Source organism: Tolypothrix bouteillei VB521301 (genome assembly GCF_000760695.4).
In the GTDB taxonomy this organism is placed as follows: domain Bacteria; phylum Cyanobacteriota; class Cyanobacteriia; order Cyanobacteriales; family Nostocaceae; genus Scytonema; species Scytonema bouteillei_A.
In genome coordinates this window covers 5,725,535-5,745,373 of sequence record NZ_JHEG04000001.1, presented here as the reverse complement: position 1 = coordinate 5,745,373, position 19,839 = coordinate 5,725,535, and the positions used below count along the sequence as shown (strand labels likewise).

16 protein-coding genes, 1 tRNA gene and 1 pseudogene are annotated in these 19,839 nt (G+C 43.0%); 8 read left to right on the top strand and 10 right to left on the bottom strand.

Features of this window, described 5'->3' with window-relative positions; translation table 11 throughout:
* Positions 1–211: 211 nt before the first annotated feature.
* The 4 genes and pseudogenes from HC643_RS23095 to HC643_RS23080 all read right to left on the bottom strand — a co-directional run bounded on the left by HC643_RS23095 (position 212) and on the right by HC643_RS23080 (position 2,398).
* Positions 212–547 carry a hypothetical protein gene (locus tag HC643_RS23095; RefSeq protein WP_038085389.1) on the bottom strand — a complete coding sequence of 112 codons (336 nt, stop codon included), beginning with the start codon at positions 545–547 and terminating at the stop codon, positions 212–214.
* Between the two features lie 959 nt (positions 548–1,506).
* Positions 1,507–1,896, bottom strand: coding sequence for an alr0857 family protein (locus tag HC643_RS23090; protein ID WP_038085387.1), 390 nt, complete (start codon positions 1,894–1,896; stop codon positions 1,507–1,509).
* Between the two features lie 50 nt (positions 1,897–1,946).
* Positions 1,947–2,099: pseudogene (locus tag HC643_RS23085) on the bottom strand (HNH endonuclease); the annotation flags it as partial.
* 53 nt (positions 2,100–2,152) lie between these two features.
* Positions 2,153–2,398, bottom strand: coding sequence for a hypothetical protein (locus HC643_RS23080; protein WP_336604380.1), 246 nt, complete (start codon positions 2,396–2,398; stop codon positions 2,153–2,155).
* Between the two features lie 82 nt (positions 2,399–2,480).
* Here HC643_RS23080 and HC643_RS23075 point away from each other — a divergent pair, with 82 nt between their 5' ends.
* From HC643_RS23075 to HC643_RS23065, 3 genes are all read left to right on the top strand, one after another.
* A complete protein-coding gene (locus HC643_RS23075) occupies positions 2,481–2,819 on the top strand; it encodes a ribbon-helix-helix domain-containing protein (protein ID WP_017746024.1) in 339 nt (112 codons plus the stop codon).
* A 770-nt stretch (positions 2,820–3,589) separates the two neighbouring features.
* Entirely contained in the window at positions 3,590–5,608 is a 2,019-nt protein-coding gene (locus tag HC643_RS23070; RefSeq protein WP_167844736.1) for a sensor histidine kinase, read from the top strand.
* Positions 5,609–5,618: 10 nt separating this feature from the next.
* Positions 5,619–6,200 carry an SRPBCC family protein gene (locus HC643_RS23065; protein WP_038085465.1) on the top strand — a complete coding sequence of 194 codons (582 nt, stop codon included), beginning with the start codon at positions 5,619–5,621 and terminating at the stop codon, positions 6,198–6,200.
* 70 nt (positions 6,201–6,270) lie between these two features.
* Here the strand turns inward: HC643_RS23065 and HC643_RS23060 are convergent.
* Positions 6,271–6,343, bottom strand: a tRNA-Glu gene (locus HC643_RS23060).
* Between the two features lie 294 nt (positions 6,344–6,637).
* Here HC643_RS23060 and HC643_RS23055 point away from each other — a divergent pair.
* Complete coding sequence (locus HC643_RS23055) at positions 6,638–8,560, top strand: cation:proton antiporter (protein ID WP_050045258.1); 1,923 nt, start codon at positions 6,638–6,640, stop codon at positions 8,558–8,560.
* Positions 8,561–8,567: 7 nt separating this feature from the next.
* On the opposite strand, the gene HC643_RS23050 is transcribed toward HC643_RS23055, so the two are convergent.
* A complete protein-coding gene (locus tag HC643_RS23050; protein ID WP_038085379.1) occupies positions 8,568–9,215 on the bottom strand; it encodes a cytochrome b N-terminal domain-containing protein in 648 nt (215 codons plus the stop codon).
* Between the two features lie 80 nt (positions 9,216–9,295).
* On the opposite strand from HC643_RS23050, the gene HC643_RS23045 reads away from it, so the two are divergent.
* Together HC643_RS23045 and HC643_RS23040 are read left to right on the top strand one after the other, a co-directional pair.
* A complete protein-coding gene (locus tag HC643_RS23045) occupies positions 9,296–10,036 on the top strand; it encodes a precorrin-2 C(20)-methyltransferase (RefSeq protein WP_050045259.1) in 741 nt (246 codons plus the stop codon).
* Positions 10,037–10,312: 276 nt separating this feature from the next.
* Positions 10,313–12,019 (top strand): hypothetical protein, encoded by a 1,707-nt coding sequence (locus HC643_RS23040; RefSeq protein WP_050045260.1) that lies wholly within the window; start codon positions 10,313–10,315, stop codon positions 12,017–12,019.
* 98 nt (positions 12,020–12,117) lie between these two features.
* Here HC643_RS23040 and petJ read toward each other — a convergent pair whose 3' ends face one another.
* The 4 genes from petJ to psbV form a co-directional block, all read right to left on the bottom strand.
* A complete protein-coding gene (petJ, locus tag HC643_RS23035) occupies positions 12,118–12,462 on the bottom strand; it encodes a cytochrome c6 PetJ (protein WP_038085372.1) in 345 nt (114 codons plus the stop codon).
* Positions 12,463–12,732: 270 nt separating this feature from the next.
* Complete coding sequence (gene petE / locus HC643_RS23030) at positions 12,733–13,152, bottom strand: plastocyanin (protein WP_038085369.1); 420 nt, start codon at positions 13,150–13,152, stop codon at positions 12,733–12,735.
* Between the two features lie 112 nt (positions 13,153–13,264).
* Complete coding sequence (locus HC643_RS42170) at positions 13,265–13,390, bottom strand: hypothetical protein (RefSeq protein ID WP_272899755.1); 126 nt, start codon at positions 13,388–13,390, stop codon at positions 13,265–13,267.
* 100 nt (positions 13,391–13,490) lie between these two features.
* Positions 13,491–13,982, bottom strand: a complete 492-nt coding sequence (psbV, locus tag HC643_RS23025; RefSeq protein WP_038085367.1) for a photosystem II cytochrome c-550 — start codon at positions 13,980–13,982, stop codon at positions 13,491–13,493.
* A gap of 272 nt (positions 13,983–14,254) precedes the next feature.
* Between psbV and HC643_RS23020 the strand changes: the two genes are divergently transcribed.
* Together HC643_RS23020 and HC643_RS23015 are read left to right on the top strand one after the other, a co-directional pair.
* The gene (locus HC643_RS23020; RefSeq protein WP_038085365.1) at positions 14,255–14,692 is read left to right on the top strand and encodes a hypothetical protein; all 438 of its coding nucleotides are present in this window, start codon (positions 14,255–14,257) and stop codon (positions 14,690–14,692) included.
* Complete coding sequence (locus tag HC643_RS23015) at positions 14,693–19,822, top strand: DUF4132 domain-containing protein (protein WP_050045261.1); 5,130 nt, start codon at positions 14,693–14,695, stop codon at positions 19,820–19,822.
* Positions 19,823–19,839: the final 17 nt, after the last annotated feature.

Here is a 19,839-nt window from a genome sequence, read left to right as displayed (position 1 = left end):
CCGAGCGACTGTATCAATTTCGATGAGAAGAGCCATACACAGTCTGTCCGTCTAACCTCAATATTTTACCTTTCTGCTTAAATTGCAACTGAAAATTTATCGGGTTAAACTTATACAAACATTGGATGCTTGGAAATTACTTATTTCCAAACAACCATGCAGAAATAGTTACCGATAATTTCAGTTATGAATTTGTATCGAATCGATTACGTTACTCTGATACGATTTCTACGTGTTGGGGTTCCACTTTTTCAGAAACAGTTTTTCTTTGTACGTGCTCTACCTTTGCATCTGCTATCAAATCTCGAAATGACTCTTCTGCCTGAGCAAAGACAACTTGGGCATTTTCTACTGCCTCAAATCCCCATACGAGACCTTTCTTCGTTAATTCTCGTGTGGATTCTGTTATAGATTCAGTTAGCTTTTCTCCATCTTGCCCTAAAGCAGACCCCACTGAACTTATAACAGGTGCAAGAACCACTGCACCAAGTCCAACTGCAATAGCAGTAAGAGGCTCGATTCCTAGTAGCAAAGCTTCCCATTCCATCTGTTTTTTAACCTGATTGCGTAACGATTGGGTGTTAAAAAAATAAGCGTTTTGTTGCTCTGCAAACAGTTTATTTACTGGTTTGCTTAATACATTATTATCATAATTTTCTGATTTCTATTCTCTTTTTTCTGATTTTTATTCTATTTATTTTTCTTATAATACTATATGTATGACAATATTTTTGCTATCAAGCGATCGCTGTATTTTGCTTATTCTCTGTATTAGTTAAAAACTCAATCAAATTACCTTGGCAATACATTATTTAAGACTTTCTTAGTGCCAAGGTAAAAGTGATTTTTGTAAGATTTTTCTCAGACTTTCTATATGTTCTGAAGTATCTTCAAGAAATCTCTAAATTTTTATTGACAGCAATATGTGTAGAGAATTTGAGTTTTCCCAACCACTATTTAAGCAGAAACCACAGTTGTCAATTCATCACTCCCACACACATTCTGTCCACAGGCAGATGTGCGAAAGCATTGAATGACTTAAAGCAATATCGTAAGAAGTCTCACCAAAGCTAACTCTTCAATCAATATGTTGCTTGAAAAGATAGTCCGGTAATGACATCGTATTAGTGTATCATTATAATGGCAATCCTAGCTTAGTTAGTATAATTTTGTAAATTGAAAAGCTACAGACTCGTCAAGATTTGGTTAATCCAATATCTCAAAACCCAAGCGTCACAAGTTATGTGAATCTCTAAGGCACATTTTCTATCCACCAATATTAGTCATCAAAACTTAACAATTCAGTTTTGTTTTACAATGCATTGCTTTTCGTCACGCTTGTCCCATGTTGAAGTGAGGACTACTTTGTAACAATGTGTAGTATAAGCTTGTAGAAATATCTTGATTCTTGTAGGATGGGCGTCTCGCCCGTTCTTTTCTGTGAAACTTGCCCGTCCTTCTTTAGTACGATCGAAATATATAGTGGTGGGCAATGCCCACCCCAGATTATTCACTCATGACAGAAGCCCTCTGTTGAGCTTGTTGCCACAATTTGTGAAGAAAAAATTCAGAACGATCGCTGATTGCGGTCACAAAAACGCCATCAGCATCCTCAGAACCATCAGAAAGCCAGGAACCTCGCAGGCTGACTTCTATATAGTCGTTATCGCAAGAACACAGAGCAATCATCTCGCTATCCTCGCGAACAACAGACGCCTTAAGTCCCTCAACTCCTGGTAAATCAACAGGAAGCAAAAAGGAAGCCGTGCTGGGTTCAACGCACAAACATTGACCAACTCGGAGTGCGAGAATAACTCGCTGAGTTACCCATTCTTCCAGCGATTGAGCCAGACACTCCATGTAAAAGCTCGATTCGGTGTATGTTAATTTCAGCATTCCTCATGCTCTCCTGTTACTCCAGGTTTGCTTGCACATCTATCCAAAACCGCCTTGTCTGTTACTAGCCGCACAATCGCCCGCTTGATATTTACCCAACACAATGGTGAGTAATTTTGGGAAAACACCACCAAGGATTGCTCTAGAACTTGCATTGCGCTCGTCACGGATTGACTCCTCATCAAAAAACCCCCGCTTCTTATCCTGTGGAAGCGGGGGTTGGAAATTTGACCATTTTCTTCTTGTCGTTCTGGTCTTATATCGGTACAGTTTCCCGGTCTCTGTACCTCCCGCTTTCTTTGTCTAGTTTTGGTGCTGCGTACAGTACACCAATGCTGGCATATCTTGAATCACTATCGCCCTCTTCGTGTTGCAATTTATTTGGATTACCATTATTCCCCATAAATAAATACTCCACTCCCACGGCGGCTGATTCCCAACTAAATCGGGAGTTGGCAGCATGCGAGGAAGTAGAGATGGAGATGGGGTAAATGGATATCACAGAAAATTTCACCTATTGAACATTCCTTTAAACATACTACACTTGTATTACTATCCTGTCCATACTTTAAGGAGAAAAAATGATGCATACTATCGCTCGCACCCCAACCACCGATATGGAAGTTACCAGCATCCGTTTGGAACGGGAACTGAAGGATAAGCTAAAAGACTTAGCTGGCAATCAGGGATATCAGGCTTTAATCCGAGATATCCTTTGGAATTACGTCCAGCAGAAGTCGGGTGAGTGGAAGCCGAGGTTTTCGCGCTCTGATATTCGAGCCAGCATATCCGCCACAGCACAACAGGAAGAGCGCTGTGTGCTCACCGGTCAATTGATACAACCAAAACAACCAATGTTATTAGGATTAACAAGAAATGGCGAAATGGTTCCTCTGAGTGTCGAAAGTTTGGTCGCCGATTAAACTTTTGTGGCACTAAATGCAGCTCGGTTGCACTCCTCACAGGCAACCGGGCTGCATTTTTCTCTTTAAATACATTAATTATATTAATTATTTTATTTTATAATATAAGTAATTTAAATTAGTGGTAAAAAATGTTATTGGGAAAAGGCTAAAGGTTCTGTGTAGTTTCTGCTGTCACAGGATTTTTTTAAAAAAATTAACATAATCTAACATTTTCCTCTGTTTAAAAATAAAGAACCTATGAAGTATATGGAGTTATATAAAAGACTTGAAAAAATTTTTTTACCTGTGGAAAACATTGAGTTTTCTTTGATAAAACCAGGTAATAAAAGAGTTTTCTTCGTAAAATCCTGGAATAGAGGTACTGGAATGAATCTAGAGAATATGAATTAAATATTACGTTTTACATTTTTTCATCTCAGTGTTAGCGCGGAAATACTTTAAGAAGCATTTGCTCCAAATCTAGAGAAATTACGGTTTATATATAGTTACAAGCGAGATATCCTAAGTCCAAGTTAGTCAATTATCGAGGTACACCAAAGCCAACAATTATTCTGCTGAAGCATCTTAATATATTTTTCATATTTTTTACTTTTTTAGAAATTTGTTTAACATACCGGAAACTTGGTCATCTGAAATAGAAAGGGGCTATAACAGGTGAGGGAAAGATTTGAGGTTCGTTAGGGTGCAGCAGCAGAGAGATCGAGGAATGATGTGCTAAAAGATTTTGTAAAAAGAAAATGGGGTCAATGTCCAAGAGTGTGCTAGGAATGAACAAACCTTTATCATCGTCGCTAAAGCGCCCAAATGATGATATAGAAAAGCAACAACAACATTCGGTCAAGCTGATGCAGCATCAGGAAGAACCTGCCTTCGAGTTGGCACAAAAACTTAACCAAATCATTGCCAGCGATCTGACTCCAACAATGATGCTGCAAGAAATTGCCAAAGTTCTGGGAGTTGTCTTTGATGTAGATTGCTGTTGTCTGGTAACGGTACCAACTGAGGTATCGAATGAAGTCATGAGTGCAAATTGGCACGCTAAAGAGTACTCAGGCTTACTTCCCTCAGAAGAAGTATTTACAGCGATGGAACAGTTGGACTTACCAGTGATGGAATGTGCTTCTGAACCAATAACGATAGAAGATATTGCGACAATTCAAAAAAGTCTGGTCCATGGATGTCAGTACTTACCGCTCGCAAAAGCCGTTTTATCAATCCCTACCCGGTTTGGTGGTAAAAATAACGGTGTAATTAGCTTGATCAAGTCACAGCCCTACAGTTGGACTGAATCAGAAAAACAATTGCTACAATCTGTCGAATCTTCTTGTGCGATCGCATTTTCCCACGTGGTACAGGTACAGCAAATTGCCAGCCAACACAAATACTTACAAACTTGTGCTCAGCACCAAAACTTAATCAAGCAATTAACGATACTCAGTCGTAGCAACTGGGAATTAAATCAAATGCTCCAGTTAGCATTAGCATCTACCGCCGAAACATTAGGGGCAGATAGGGGTTTGCTGATCCTTTTGAAATACACAGATCCACTATCTATTAGAAATAATTCAAAAAAACAAATTCCCAAGGCGAAAGCAAACGTTGTGGGTGAGTGGTGCCGGGACAAAGAAGGCGCTCCAACAAACAAATCGGGTACTTCGGAAAATTCTTTTTACCTTTCCGATTGTGGTTTGTGCCAGCGTGCTTTTGTCAGTGCCGGAAAACCTGTAATCGTTAATGATAGTACAGATATAAGAGATAATTCAACAGTAGCTTCAGTATTCGCAATGGAAGCACTGCCCGCAATGCTGTTAATGCCATTAGAAATTCAGGGTAAAGTTTTGGGATTTATGGTATTGCAGCAAGCAAATGCTCGGAGCTGGCAATCCTCAGAACTCAATATATTGGAGATGATTTGCGCTCAATTAAGCAATGCCATCATCCAAAACCAGACTTTGCGCCAAGTCCAAACGTTGGTAGATGAGCGCACGGCAAAACTACAAAGTAGCTTGGAACTACAAGCAAAACTGCACGAAAGAACTCGGCAATACGTTGAGCAACTCAGAGAACTCAACGAACTTAAAGATGAATTTTTAAGCAATTTGAGCGATCGCCTGCGCTACCCATTAACGAATATGCGTATGGCATTGCGTATGCTGCGCCAACCTGGAATTGGTGCAGATCGCCAAGTGAAATATCTAGATATTCTAGAAGAAGAGTGTAATAAGGAAATTAACTTAATTAATGACTTGCTGACACTCCAAAGACTGGAGAACGATCCAGAGCGCCCGCAACTAGAAACAATAGATTTAAATACAAAAATTCAGGATATAGCTGCATCTTTCGAGAAGAAACTAGCAGACAAAGGGATCGCTATATCCCTAAACTTGCCAGAAGAGCCTCTCTCGATACAGACAGAATTGGAGAGTTTTGACAGAATTTTCCAAGAGTTATTGACAAATACCTATAAGTACTCAGAGCACGAAACAGTTGTCAACATACAAGCCAGCCACGAAGTTAACCAACAAGTCGATCGGGTTATTATTAAGGTAACTAATGTGGGACGTGGCATTTCTGAAGAAGAAGCTGCCTACATCTTCGATAAGTTCCGTCGGGGTAAGGGAAGATGGACTCCCGGTACTGGCTTGGGACTTGCGTTGGTAAAATCTTTGGTTCAGCACCTAGGTGGCGAGATTGCCGTTGAAAGCAAGCCACTTGAGGAGTCTAGCTTGAGTAAAATTTGCTTTAGTTTGACTTTGCCCCAATTTTCTAACGATAGCGAATCATAAATTGGTAAAAGTGATTGAAGAACATAACATCCCAAAAGAATTTGATGTAGTTGCTTGCGAAGACACCAGTCAACAACTAGATTCGGAGATTGATGCGGTTGCTTTGCAATCTGTAGAGGTTCAAATTGAGAAAATCACAGAACGACAGAGACAAATCACTGCTTGGCTTCAAATTCCTCATCCAGTGGATAAGGTGTGGAAAGTGCTGACAGACTATGAAGCGTTACCTGAGTTTGTTCCCAACCTTACCAAAAGTTGTTTGCTAAAACACCCAAAAGGAGGTATTCGTCTAGAACAAGTTGGCGCTCAACGATTTCTCAACATCAACTTTTGTGCGCGTGTCGTACTCGATCTTGAGGAATATTTTCCCAAAGAAATTAATTTTCGTATGGTAGAGGGAGATTTTAAAGAGTTTTCCGGTAGCTGGCAATTAACGCCTTGTTCCCAAAGCGAAGGTAGTGGAACTCGTCTTTGCTACACCGTTAAGATTTGGCCCAAACTAACCATGCCAGTGGGGTTGATCGAACGCCGCTTGAGCAATGATATGCGCTTGAATTTGGCTGCTATATGTCACCGCGTGCAAACTACATAACGCAAAGAAGCAAATGCCATTCCGTAAAATGGCATTTGCTTCTTTAATTTTTATTTTCGCTTTTTTTAAATACCCCCAGGGGAATTCGAATCCCCGTTACCTCCGTGAAAGGGAGGTGTCCTAGGCCTCTAGACGATGGGGGCGCGTTTGCGTCACCGCTTGGCTTCACACTTTTATTAATTTAACGGCTTTTCCTTTAGATGTCAACAGATTTTTTGAAAAAATTTCCGTTTGCCTCACGTCCAATCCCCATCTCCCCATCCCCCAATTCTCAATGCCATTGCAACAAAACTCAAAAAATGGAGTACCATATCAGACTAAGTATAAAAAAAATATCTGGTTTACCAAGACACAGCTGGTGTGACACTGCGCTCAACCGACTTAACTATACTGTTCTTGATAAGAGATTTTGAAATATATCGGTCAAAATCTACAACATGGAAGCATCATTTGACATGACCCTGCAGATGGTAATAGCCGTCTTTGCAGGTATTAGCGCTCAAGTGCTGGCTGCATACCTCAAGGTACCCAGCATCGTTTTTTTGTTGCTGTTTGGCATCCTGCTTGGCTCTAATGGTATTGGGCTATTGCATCCCCATATGCTAGGCACTGGGTTAGAAGTTATAGTCGCCCTAGCAACGGCAGTTATTTTGTTTGAAGGCGGGTTGAATCTGGATCTACAGGAATTGGGTAAAGTTTCGTCTAGCCTTCAATTGCTTGTCACTCTCGGAACTCTAATCACGCTGCTTGGTGGTAGTATGGCAGCTCACTGGTTGGGTGAATTTCCGTGGCCTATTGCTTTTCTCTTCGCTTCTCTAGTAGTCGTCACAGGTCCCACTGTTATTAGTCCCCTGCTCAAACAAGTCAATGTTGACAGACAGGTTGCAACTTTGTTGGAAGGGGAAGGCGTTTTAGTCGATCCAGTAGGAGCAATTCTTGCTGTCGTAGTACTTAACACAATTCTTAACAACCATACTGACTTTGTCTCAGCTGCTAGCAACCTGATGATGCGCTTGAGCATTGGTGGCGCTATTGGTTCAACCGGCGGCTGGCTGATGTCTTTTATTTGCAAACGAGCCAATTTTCTCTCATTTGAGGTCAAAAACCTAGTCGTTTTAGCAGGTTTATGGGGTTTATTTGCTTTGTCTCAAATGGCTATCAGCGAATCGGGATTGATGGCAACTGTTGTCGCCGGGGTGGTGTTTGGAGATTCTTCAGTCCCAGAAGAAAGATTGTTGAGACGCTTTAAAGGTCAACTGACAATTCTGAGTGTTTCGGTTTTATTTATTTTGCTTGCCGCAGACCTATCTATTGCTAGTTTGTTTGCTTTAGGTTGGGGCGGTGTGTACACGGTGTTGGTCCTGATGTTTGTTGTCCGCCCGGTTAACATCCTCTTGTGTACCTGGAATAGCGGTCTCAACTGGCGACAAAAGCTATTTCTCAGTTGGGTGGCTCCAAGGGGAATTGTTTCTGCTTCGGTTGCATCCTTATTCGCAATTCTGCTGACACAACGAGGTGTGAACGGTGGTGAGGCGATTAAAGCATTGGTGTTCCTCACCATTATCATGACAGTGGTTTGCCAAGGACTTACTGCTGGCTGGGTTGCCAAATGGTTGCAAATTACCTCAACAGAGGCTACTGGAGCAGTGATTGTTGGCTGCAATCCTTTGAGTTTGTTAATTGCTCGGTTGTTTCAAGAACGGGGCGAACAAGTGGTGATGATTGATACCGATCCACAACGCTGTCTTGAAGCAGAAGCAGAAAATCTTAGGGTGATTGCTAGTAGCGCTCTAGACACTGGGGTCCTAGAAGAGGCTGGACTCGCTTCAGTAGGAACTTTTTTAGCAATGACTAGCAATGGCGAAGTCAATTTTGTTTTGGCGCAACGCGCTGCTGAGGAGTTCGATCCACCACGAGTTTTAGCAGTATTTCCTCGCGATCCGCAAGCAACGACAACAGTCAAAGAAAACAAGGTAAATCAAGCTTTCCTTTCAGATTTATCTATCAAAACCTGGAATGACTACCTCAATGACGGACGGGTAAAATTAGGCACAACAACACTCAGTGCTGCTGATTTTGAACGCCAGCAAGAGCATTTACAAGGATTAATTGGGGGAGGCGAGTTAGTACCGCTTTTGGTAGAACGAGAAGAGCGCATTCAGGTTATGCCAGCTTCTCAAGAATGGTTTGTAGGCGATCGCATTATCTACCTATTACACGACCCCAGACCAAGCCTTTTAAAACGCTTGTCCGGTAGCAAGCAATCAACTCGCCTCTCGTTAGAAAAGTTATCTGAGGTTGAAGAAATACCGCTAACAAATTTAGCTCAACTTTCAACCAGCGATGCTCCTACCTCTTGAAATTTCATTAACCTTGAGCATTGATTGGTTGCTGTGGTAAGTTATTGTTCTCAATAACTTCTGCTTTTTTGTAAGTTTGCTTGTCTTGCCAAAGCACGCTTGCTAGATGCACCACAGCCAGCACCAGAGCAGCCACTGAGACAATATAGCTGTGAATGGTGTACAAATGTTGCACGGTTACAGTGCTAATTCCTGCACCACCTGTCAAAATATCTCTCAATAAAGAACCGATAAAGGGGATAGCCTCAATTGTTCCCAGTTCAATGCTAAAACGCCAAAATCCTTCTTGATCCCAAGAGAGAATCATTGCCGTCCAGCCCAAACCGATTGCACTGAGAGTAAACAAAATCCCACTTATCCAAGCAGTCAACCAACTCTTGGTAAATTGCCTGCTGACAAACAGAATTACGATCTCGATGAGCGAAACCCCAATGACTGCATTCCCTGCAATAGCGTGTGCTTTATGGAACAACCAACCGTAATTTAATTGAGTGTCGATCGCTCTCAATGATTGGTAAGCCCTACCTGCTGCGGGTTCGTAGTAAAAAGATAGCAAAATGCCCGTTGTAGCACCAATGATAGTCAAAGTAATAATGACTACAGACAATACTGTTGCTATTCGCCGCAGAACCATATCGAACTGAGTACTTTGCATGGTTCTCGTACTCCTTGTTTTTCAACAAATGTTTATTTTTATTAAATTGTATCTAAGAATCTTAAAAATATTTAAAGATAATGGTCATTGGTCGTTGGTTATCGGTCAGTAGTAGGATTGGCACTCTTTACGGCATCAGCGTAGGGGCGGGAGATCCAGAACTGATTACTGTCAAAGGTCTCCGGTTACTTCAAAAATCATCGGTAGTCGCATTCCCTGCAGGAATGCAGGATAAAGCAGGAATGGCACAAACAATTGTGGCTCCTTGGCTGAGTTCGGAGCAATTGTTGCTACCTTTAACATTTCCTTACGTACAAGATCTAAAAGTTTTGACACAAGCATGGCAGAAAGCAGCAGAACAGGTTTGGCAATATTTACAAGTTGGTCAAGATGTTGCTTTTGCTTGTGAAGGTGATGTCAGTTTCTACAGTACATTTACTTATTTAGCACAGACAATACAACAGCAATATCCAGAGGCAAAAGTACAATTTATACCAGGTGTTTGTTCGCCCGTGGCAGCAGCATCGGTGTTGGGATTACCGTTGACTATTCGACAACAAAAGCTAGTCGTGTTACCAGCAATCTATAATGTAGAAGAGTTAAAAACAGTTTTAGATTGGGCAGATGTTGTCGTACTTCTAAAAGTCAGTTCGGTATACGAGCAAGTGTGGCAAATATTGCAACAGAAAGGATTGCTAAAAAGTAGTTGGGTAATTGAAAGGGCAACTTTACCTGATATGGTTGTACATTCAGACCTGAGCGATCGCCCAAATTTGAAGTTACCTTACTTTTCATTGCTGATAGTGAAGGTCGGCAATTGAAATCGGGGAGTAGGGAATAGAACGTTAATTTTTTCCTTAACCCCCCACCCCCGATCCCTACTCCCCAAACTTTCAGTCGGTGTATCCACAGGCGCAACTTTCTAGTAAAATAGTACGTCGTATACAAAAATAGAGATTTCTACTTTTCACTGGTCATCGGTCTCTGTTAAGAAGTTACTATTTGTAGAGGAAGATACTTAAAGTTCCTACTTTTTTCATTAGATCTATATAAAATTGCTAGATAATCCCAAGCGAGCCGAGTGAACGAGAATAGCTATGTCTTACGTTTCCCTACTGAAAAATATACCAGAATTCTTAAGCCAGCCTACTGGGATAGCAGCTCTAGCTTCTCTTGGCATTCACGGTGTGATTGCTTTTGTTATGCCGTTGATGCCAATGGAATCTAGCTCCAAACAATCAACATCAAAACCAAAAACAGTCGGACTGGTTGAGTTGAACCAGGCTGAAATGAACCGTTTGCCACAAACTGGCATGCCTCAAATCGCTCTCCCAACTCAAGCGGCGATACTTCCGCAAGTCCCCCCACCAAATTTGCTGCCTCAATCAACTCCAGCATTACCTCCTTTGCCACCGCCAACGGCAACAGCTAGCAATTTGACAATTCCTCCTCTACCAAGCTCAACTAACGTATCGATCGCGTCTTTCCCAAAAAGTCAGTCTGTAAAAATTGCCTCAAGCAGGGATTTCCAAATTAGACCCTCATACAGTCAACAAGTACAACCTTTTCCTCGATACCAAAACCCAAGGGTAAGCTTGGGCGAGGCTAAGCCCCTCACTAGCTCTCCAATTCCTTACAGTGTACCTCCAGTACAAGCGGCTAATTTGAGGCAGCAACAGGAGATGATTAACAATGGTGCTCCTGTGACTCCCGAGCAAATGCCAATGCCAGCAGATGGAAACGTGGCATCACAAACGACACAGCCAGGAACGGAAGTATCTAGCGCCTCCCCTTATAAACCACTCATTCCTCTTGGCGAAGCTCCAAAAGCTGAACATAATATAGCTTTGGGTCCTCAAATAGAGCAATTGCCGCAACAAGAATCTGGTGTAAAAGTGCCTGGATTGCCATCCGTGGCATCTCGGGAGATGTTATCACGCACAACTTCTTCGACTGACCGCTTTTTGGAAATCAAAGGGCAATACCCAAACATCGAAACACGACTGCCTATATCAGCAACAGTTAATTCAAAAGTTGCTCAAGAAGGCAATGTTGATGGTGATTTGGTGATCAACAGCCAAGGTCAAGTAGAATCTATCAACTTTCGCAATAACTCAATCTCGTCTGAGATGAAAACGGCTGCGAGAGAATATATCAGAGAATATTTTCAAAACAACCCGACATCAGCAAACGGCAAACCAAAATTTTACCCATTTAACATCGCTTTTAGATCCGACAGTGATGTTAGCAAACCAGAAACGATTCAAGAAATCGTTGCTCCCTCTCAAACCACTCCCGTACAAGCATCTTCCAATCCACAAAAGAATCTTATTCAGCGTTTGCGTTCGCCAAAGTTAAATCCTCAATTACCTCAAGAACGACAAGAAGATAACGTCAGTCAATCTCAAAGAGTCAATTTACAGGGATCTTCTAAAGAACCCCAAACCAATCGCGCCAGTGGTTTGCGTCCTCAAGGTAATGAAGCAGCAGCCGTGACACAAACCAATCGAGAAGTGGTTCTGAAGCGGACTCCGTTAGTATTACCAGCCAATCCCCAGCAAGCGTCTCGACGCGAAGCCAAGATCGAGCAGCCCGTAACAATACCCCAAAGCGATCGCGAACAATCATCTCAACCACAGCAGGTAGTTATCAAGCAGCCTGCACCGACTTCTCAAGCCAGTCAAGAACAAGCATCGCAACCGCAGGAAGAAGAGAGCAACAAGCCTTCAGCTTCTAATGAACCAAACAAACTCATACGGCAATTACGCCAAATTCGAGAAAAAAGACAGCTTGAGAATCGTTAAGTTGGTTAGTGGTTAGTGGTGAACAACTAACCACTAATAAAAATAAACCTTTGCTTCCCGATTAAGATAGCCTCTGGTGTGTAAGCCAGAGGATTTTTTTACCAGCCTTGTTCGGCTTTTTGGAAAACATAAGCAGCAACCTGTAAAATTTCTGATTCGCTTAATTTTCCTTTAAAAGGAGGCATGGCATTTTTACCATTTTGTACTTGATAAACAATCGCTTGAATGGAATCGGTTTCAAAATTTTCCAGATAACTTAATAAAGCTTCCTTTTTTAAATTTTTTTCGCCAATAAGGATGTTTCCTCCACCTATATGACAAGAAGCACAGTTATCTTTAAAAATTTGAGCACCATTGGACGTTTCGGCTGCAAGAACTGAACTCGTAAACGTAAATATAACTAATACTGCGATCGCGAACACAACCAATAACACTTTTTTCAAGGGCTTCTCCTTGTAACTGGCTTCGGTGCAACTAAAAAAACCGCTCCAGTAAATATTTTACGGTCTGCTAGAAGCTTTACTGAAAAGCCTTGTGTCAAACGCGATTTTTCTTTTTCCTATAAAAAATTTACGGTGACGAGCTTCCCCTCCTCTATCGCTCTTATCACCATAAGAGAGGATAAAACTCGTCACCATCAATATTCCCCTCTAAGCGGCTGCGATTCTCGCGTACTTGGTCGGGGAAAGTATTTTGAGTTAAAGGTGTCTCTACTAGCCTGCAACAGTGAGTTTACCAACCATACCCGCACCACGGTGAGGTTCGCAATAGAAGGTGTAGTCACCAGGAGTTGCGTCTGCTGGGATAGTTGTTTCGTATTCTTGACCGGGGCTCATGAGCAACTGCTTGTGAGAGAAGCTCTTAGCTACATCAGCGCTTTTAGCAGGGTTTTTAGCGGCATCAAACACAACGTTGTGGGGAGGAACTTTATTGTTAACCCACTTAATGGTGTCCCCTGGTTTAACTGTCAACTTGCTTGGTTCAAACGCCAGCATTCCCTTATCACTACCCAATTTTATAGTGTATGTATCAGCAGAAGCACTGGGAGTGAAAACTGCAAAGCTGCTAACTACTAAAAAGAGTGTTAACAATGCTAAGCCAAAGCGCCGTAAACTTGACGCAATGAATGTCATACCTTTCTCCTAACAGCAGGTTTTATCTTTCACTATTCATTTTAAATAAAAATTAGCCCAAATATGACAATCTGTCGTAGATACTTTTTTTTAAGCAGCAGCCGACGATAGGTTAGATAGTAACTAAGCCTTTAGCTGCTGAAATACACTTAGCGATCGACCCCTGCTCTGACGTTGCTCGTCGCACTTCCCTACTCCCCAAACAAAGAGAGTCAACAGTCCACAGTCTATCGCCCATAGTTTGCTCTCAAAAGTCCATAACGAAATCGTTATTTGACTATAGACCGTTAACCATTGACGACAGACTGTTGACTATTGACTGGATGGTTCACCTGGATTTAGTAATATATTTTACCGCCGCCCCATCTGGAACCAATAACCTTGGGTTGTAAGAGAATATGACCGGCAATATCTACTAAATCGTCATCCTTTAGATTTCTCATTTCTGTGAAAATATCAGCACTCTTGGTGCTCGGATGTAATTCAGAGATTTCCTCCTCGCCATCGTAAGTTGTGGGATTTTTCATGTAGTCCACCAACGCTTCAATGTTATCGCGAGGTGGAGTTGCCCCTGCTAGAGTCTCTGGTTCTAGCCCTACGTTTTGATTGGTCTTGGTCACACCGCCAACGTGACATTGAGCGCAAGCGTATTGAAATAAGCTTTTGCCTGATTTAACTTGTTGGAGGCTGAGAACAACACTCTCACCTTGTTCATTTAATTTTACAGTGCGGGTAGCTGCATCTAGTTCCACTGCTGACGCATCACCAACAATAAATTGAAACGTCAGCAAAACAGTAGCCGCCAAAATGCCAATAACTCTTCTCAACATTATTTCCCCTTAACAATTTTTGACACTCAACACAGCTAAATATTGCGATGCTTAATTTCCAGTGCTATTAACTCATGGCTAACTGCCAACTGCCATAAGCCACGAGCGATTAACACTTAATTGGTAGAAATTGAGCTGCTGTAATACCAATATCACGTCACGCGTGCAATTTGTTGCCCAAACCACTGATAGAGTTTTGGATTACGTCATGGCAAGAAATGGCGATCGCAATTTGCCTCAGTTAAACTGGTAACAGCAATCAAGTGTGATTTATGCAACTCACCGTCGCTATTGAAGGCAAGCTATTGGGACGTGCTAAACCTTTATTTGCTAATTGGTGCGTTCCTCTCCCAATTGAATTCTCTTCCGATAGTAACCGTTTAACACTCCGAGAGTTGCTTACCGAAATTATACTGAAAGATATAGAAGCTTTTTGCACCAGGCAAGAGCAGCGACGATTAACCCACGTACTTACAAAATCACAAATTCAGCAGGGCGTGGAACTGGGAAAAGTAGAAATGGGAGGACGTGTCCTACAGCACGAAGTGGATTCACAAGCGGCTGTAGACAACGCTTTGCAAGCTTTTAAGGATGGTCTGTACTTTGTTTTTGTTGATGAAGAACAGCAGCTGGACTTAGATGGGGAAGTCTATCTCAAACCCAACAGTCACCTTACCTTTTTGCGCTTAGTACCACTGGTGGGAGGATAAATGGTGTTAAATCCAGAACAGGCAAAAGCGCAACTTCAAGCTATCCGCATTCAGGATTGGAAACAAAGGCGAGTTGAGAGTATCGCCCATCTACCGGAAACACTTCGTGAAATTGGATGGGGAATTTTAGGGCTGCACTCAGATGGTCAGCCTCTCGCTGGGTACTGGGAAGCTAGAGAAGCTCTATTGGTTGCTGCTAAAAAGCTCGATCGTTTCAACTCAGAGGAAAGGGAAACTCTATTTGCGGCGCTTTTCCCTCAGATAGGTATTTATGTGGAACAAGCATGGCAATTGTTCTCTCGTCTTCCCTATCAGTCTGGTTACCTTCGCAAATCGTTCCGTGTTCCATCGAACCCAGAACTTACCCAATCAAGGCGTTGTGATTGGTTGAGCAATCTGGTTTACATTGTCGAAGGATATGACCGAGATCTAAGTTGGTTTGCTGCCTGGTGCGCCTACATTGGAGCTTATACAGAAGATACCTTGGGAATTTTGTTTGCAGCCGCGATCGATACAGGGGATTCCCAGGGAGAAGAAATTTTTAACATTCTCCTAGCATCGGCACGGGGAGAACATGAAATTGGGGCGATGGGATGCCATGTAACCCGCGCTTTGCTGATTGCTTCTCGTCCTGATGGTTGGGCATTTGTGGAAAATTTGCTGTTGACTGCACAGCGACAGGAGGGTTTAAGACAAACGATTCTGGAAACGATCGATGAGGCGCATCCGGAGGCTTTCCGACGGATGCTGCGATTGATTTTAGAGCACGATCTGAGCCGATTTGGTGCGATAGTTCGGGCTGTCGGTGTCTGGTTGGGTTTTGATTTGGAGTCGGTGAATAACCGTGTTGTTAAGGAGGTTTTGACAGGAATTTTGGGCTTTTTGGAAAGCTCGGAGTTGCGTTGGGAAGTTTTGAGGAGTCAGGAGGTGCAGGGGCGCAGAGAAAGGGAAGAGAAGGAAAATGCTCAAAGGGTTTATTTTGCCTTGTGGACGCTGGCGTTTGAGGATGCGATTGCTGCTATTGCTAGGATATCGGAGTTTCTCAATCATCCTGATGTCGAGTGTCGTTTTGTTGCAGTTTATTTGCTGAGTCAACTAAAAGTCCCTGAAGCGCAAGTTGCACTTTTACCAGCTTTTGAGGATGAGGATTTACGTATTGTCACTCTTGCTTTGATGGAGGTAGAACATCCCGATCATAGCTTACAACATATCGATATATTTGAACGTTTAGAACGAATTCTGCCACGTTTTCCCAAGCAGTTAGAAAGTTTACAACCTTTGGTTTGGAATTGGATAACACTGAAAGCAGAACAAAAAGCGGTTGCAGATGCTTTAGTCAGTAATTTGGGGGTGCGTTCTCCCAAGCGGTTGCTTCCCTACTTGTCTCTCATGAGTGCTGATAAGCGCAGCGAGGTGGCGAGAATATTGGCTGATGAAAAGCCGTGGGATGATGAAATTCGCAATGCTTTGTTTTCGCTGGTAGGTGATGTAAGTAGTTGGGTACAGCAAGCAGCATTGGCAGCTCTTGCCACTTGTCATATTTCAGTCGTGGAAGCAACAAATTTAGAGCAGCGGTTAACTCGGAAGTCGGCGTATTTGCGGCGGGGTATCCTGGGGCTGTTGCTCAAGCAGTCGGATGAGGAAACTTTAGCTTCTGCGGAAAGATTACTTGGTGCTGGTAACGTCAATCGACGTCTTGCAGGGCTGGAACTGCTGCGAGAAATGATAGCTAAAGAGCGTGCCGTTAGCAAATGTCAAGCCCGTGTTAGAGAGTACGAATTGCACCGCAAAAAGCGAACAACAGCAGAAACTGAACTATTAGAAGTTATTTTAAATACTGAAAGTGATGATGTGCCAACCTTAAAGGATGGACTGGGACTGGTCGATCCCAAGGAACTCAGTCCACGGGTTCAGCCCCAAGTTCAGCATCCTCGCGTATTCGTGACTCCTGCGGCTGTGGCTTGTCTCAAGTCTCTTGATAACCTTATCCACGAACACCGCCAGACTGTTGTTATTATTGAAACCGGGCAGGGGAATACAGAAGAATTACTGGGTAGTGTTGGTAAAAACTTTTCAGCACCAGATTACAAGAAAACCTTGGAGGAAGCTTTAACTCGTTTGCCATTGCGAGAATTGTGGGAGCATTGGTGGAATGAGCGACCTCAAGAACTACGAGATGCTGATGGGTTAGACATTTTGCGAGTATTGGCACCGTTATGTCACTCTCATTGCGAACAAATCTACCTAGAGGATTCTTGGTGGCAAGAAGCTTTGCAGACTCTTTATGCTGACAGCCAAGAGTGCAAACTGCGGTATCACGTGACTATTGAGATAGTTTGCAAATGGCTATTGCGGCTTCATTCTCCGCCAGGAGCAGCAGATTTTTTACTGGACGCAGTAGCAACAATTTTCACATTAATTCCTGAAGAACCTGAAGCAGATGCTCCCGCCAAATCTCTTTCAGTACAAGCAACTCTCGAATTAATTCCCAATGAAGAGCTAACACAAGTTCCTGACGGGGTATATGATGACTGTGATGACTGGGAAAATTACCCGACAGTAGCTGCTGAAGACATTTATTATATTGACGGGACTGACTGGGAAAATACCACAGGAGTAGTTGCTGTAGACACTTATTATGTTGACTGTAGTGACGGTTTTGATTGGTGGCGATCTAGCGAGACACTCCTGCGTTGGCTGAACTTAGCAAAGTATCATTGGTCTGTGTGTCCACAAGAGTGGAATGACAACCAACAGATACGCTTATGGCAACTGCTGCACTGGTTAAAAAAACCTTCACCCAAACTATCACGTCACAGACATGAACTTGAAGAAGTTTTGATGGCTTTTCGCCTTGGTGCTGCCACTAAAGCTGATTTAATAGAGCAACTGCTCGTTTTCGACTGTGAGCCAGGGCGGTATGAGCTTCAGGACTTGCGTCGGGTAACAGGTCGGAAACTGCCTGCTGAGTTAGTAGAATATCCCATACTTCGAGAAGTAGGTGCTCTTTGCCGCCAGCGTATTATTGAAGTAGAACTCATGCGGAAAGATGTACCTACTGCCGCATCTGTACTCGCTACAGCGATAAGTACAGTGGAGGGAAGTCATACCCTAGTGCGGTTACTGCAAGCTTTTGCCAAAGGGAAGTTTATCCGAGGCGACATTTATGTTAGTAGTAAAGCTGATGTCTTGTGTCACCTGATTCGAGTTTCCTTTCCTGCGGAATCCGATACGCCCCAGGAGTTTGCTCAACAAGCCAGCGCTGCAAAAATTTCTCAAAAAAGGCTAATTGAGTTAGCGTTCTACGCACCACAATGGGCTAGTTATGTTGAGGCGGCATTGAATTGGTCGGGTTTTGCGGAAGCCGTGTGGTGGATTCATGCCCACATTCAAGATTATAAGTGGTGGTATGTTGACGAGGAAATCCGCGAAACTTGGACAGCGCAAGTTAGCGATCGCACTCCGCTGTCCGGGCAAAACCTTACAGACGGTGCTGTTGATGTGGATTGGTTTGCCCGTATTTACAAAGTACTTGGTAAAGAAAAATGGCGAGAACTTGACAAAGTAGCCAAGTATGCATCAAAAGGTCATCGTTATAAACGAGTACAACTTTTTGCCAATGCTATGTTGGGGCAAATCGAGAAAGCAGCTTTGGTGACAAGCATCACTCAAAAACGCCATCAAGATTCCGTGCGGGCATTGGGGCTGTTGCCATTGGCAAAAGGCAAGAAGCGCAATAGCGATCTTTTAGAAAGATATCAAATTATACAAGATTTTTTGCGAACCAGCCGTCAATTTGGCTCTCAAAAGCAGGCAAACGAGCTCTTAGCAGCGAGAATTGCAATGGAAAATCTTGCTCGCACTGCAGGCTACCCCGATCCACAGCGTTTGGAGTGGGCAATGGAAGCCCAAGCTGTAGCGGATTTAGTAGATAATCCGTTAACTGTTGCAGTTGATGGGGTTACGATATCTTTGGCGATCGCACAAACAGGGGAAGCTAAAATAACAGCGATAAAACAGGGAAAACCCTTAAAATCCATTCCAGCGAAAGCTAAGAAAGATCCCAAAGTTAAGGAACTGCAAGTCCGCAAGCAGGAGATAAGCAGACAAGCTTCACGGATGCGATTGTCTTTAGAGCAAGCTATGTGTAGGGGGGATACCTTTACAAGGGAAGAATTACAGCAACTCTCAAAACATCCCGTCCTCTCCCCAATGCTGGCAAAGTTAATTTTTCTTGGTGAAGAAGGCGAGCTTGGCTACCTAGTGCAACAAGGGCAAGCACTACAATCTCAAGGCGATCGTATCACCCCGATAACTTCCTCTCATTTCCAGATTGCCCACCCCTACAATTTGCTGCAAACAGGGGAATGGCATCTTTGGCAACAAGACTGCTTTCGCAAAGGGCGTACACAACCCTTCAAGCAAGTTTTTCGCGAGTTATACATTTTAACACAAGCAGAAAAAGCAGAAGGGACAATTTCACGTCGCTACGCCGGACATCAAGTATATACCAGACAAGCACTGGGGTTATTCGCTCAAAGGGGATGGGTAACACACTTAGATGAAGGGGTGCGGCGAACTTTTCATGAATTGGGAATTGCTGTTTGGGTGACGTTTGTAAATGGGTTCTTTACTTCTATAGCAGCGGACGGATTGACTATAGAAGGCACCTACTTCTCCAAGCAAGGTGAGTGGAAACCCTTACCATTGGAGGAAATCCCACCTCAAATTTTTAGTGAGGCGATGCGCGATTTAGATTTGGTTGTCAGCGTTGCCCACCAATCCAGCGTCGATCCAGAAGCAAGTGCTTCAACTGTGGAAATGCGGGCATCCCTAATTCGGGAAACTTGCCGATTGTTAAAACTAACGAATGTCAAACATCAAGGTTCACGCGCATTTATCGAAGGGCATCTTGGTAGTTATTCGGTTCATTTAGGCAGTGGTATCGTTCACCGTCAACCAGGCGGGGCATTATGTATTGTTCCCGCCTATTCCCAACATAGAAGACGGCTGTTTTTACCTTTTGCTGATAATGACCCCAAAACCGCTGAAATCGTTTCTAAAGTCTTACTGTTGGCACGAGACAAGGAAATTCAAGACCCAACAATTCTTTCTCAAATTCTTAAATAAATATGCAAAATATTCTC

Coding starts and splice junctions, on each gene's coding strand:
- HC643_RS23015 (WP_050045261.1), top strand. CDS start 14,693: ATGGTGTTAAATCCAGAACAGGCAAAAGCGCAACTTCAAGCTATCCGC.
- HC643_RS23020 (WP_038085365.1), top strand. CDS start 14,255: ATGCAACTCACCGTCGCTATTGAAGGCAAGCTATTGGGACGTGCTAAA.
- petE (WP_038085369.1), bottom strand. CDS start 13,152: ATGACATTCATTGCGTCAAGTTTACGGCGCTTTGGCTTAGCATTGTTA.
- HC643_RS23050 (WP_038085379.1), bottom strand. CDS start 9,215: ATGCAAAGTACTCAGTTCGATATGGTTCTGCGGCGAATAGCAACAGTA.
- HC643_RS23090 (WP_038085387.1), bottom strand. CDS start 1,896: ATGCTGAAATTAACATACACCGAATCGAGCTTTTACATGGAGTGTCTG.
- HC643_RS23045 (WP_050045259.1), top strand. CDS start 9,296: ATGGTCATTGGTCGTTGGTTATCGGTCAGTAGTAGGATTGGCACTCTT.
- HC643_RS23055 (WP_050045258.1), top strand. CDS start 6,638: ATGGAAGCATCATTTGACATGACCCTGCAGATGGTAATAGCCGTCTTT.
- HC643_RS23075 (WP_017746024.1), top strand. CDS start 2,481: ATGCATACTATCGCTCGCACCCCAACCACCGATATGGAAGTTACCAGC.
- HC643_RS23070 (WP_167844736.1), top strand. CDS start 3,590: ATGAACAAACCTTTATCATCGTCGCTAAAGCGCCCAAATGATGATATA.
- HC643_RS23095 (WP_038085389.1), bottom strand. CDS start 547: ATGGAATGGGAAGCTTTGCTACTAGGAATCGAGCCTCTTACTGCTATT.
- psbV (WP_038085367.1), bottom strand. CDS start 13,982: ATGTTGAGAAGAGTTATTGGCATTTTGGCGGCTACTGTTTTGCTGACG.
- HC643_RS23040 (WP_050045260.1), top strand. CDS start 10,313: ATGTCTTACGTTTCCCTACTGAAAAATATACCAGAATTCTTAAGCCAG.
- HC643_RS42170 (WP_272899755.1), bottom strand. CDS start 13,390: ATGGGCGATAGACTGTGGACTGTTGACTCTCTTTGTTTGGGGAGTAGG.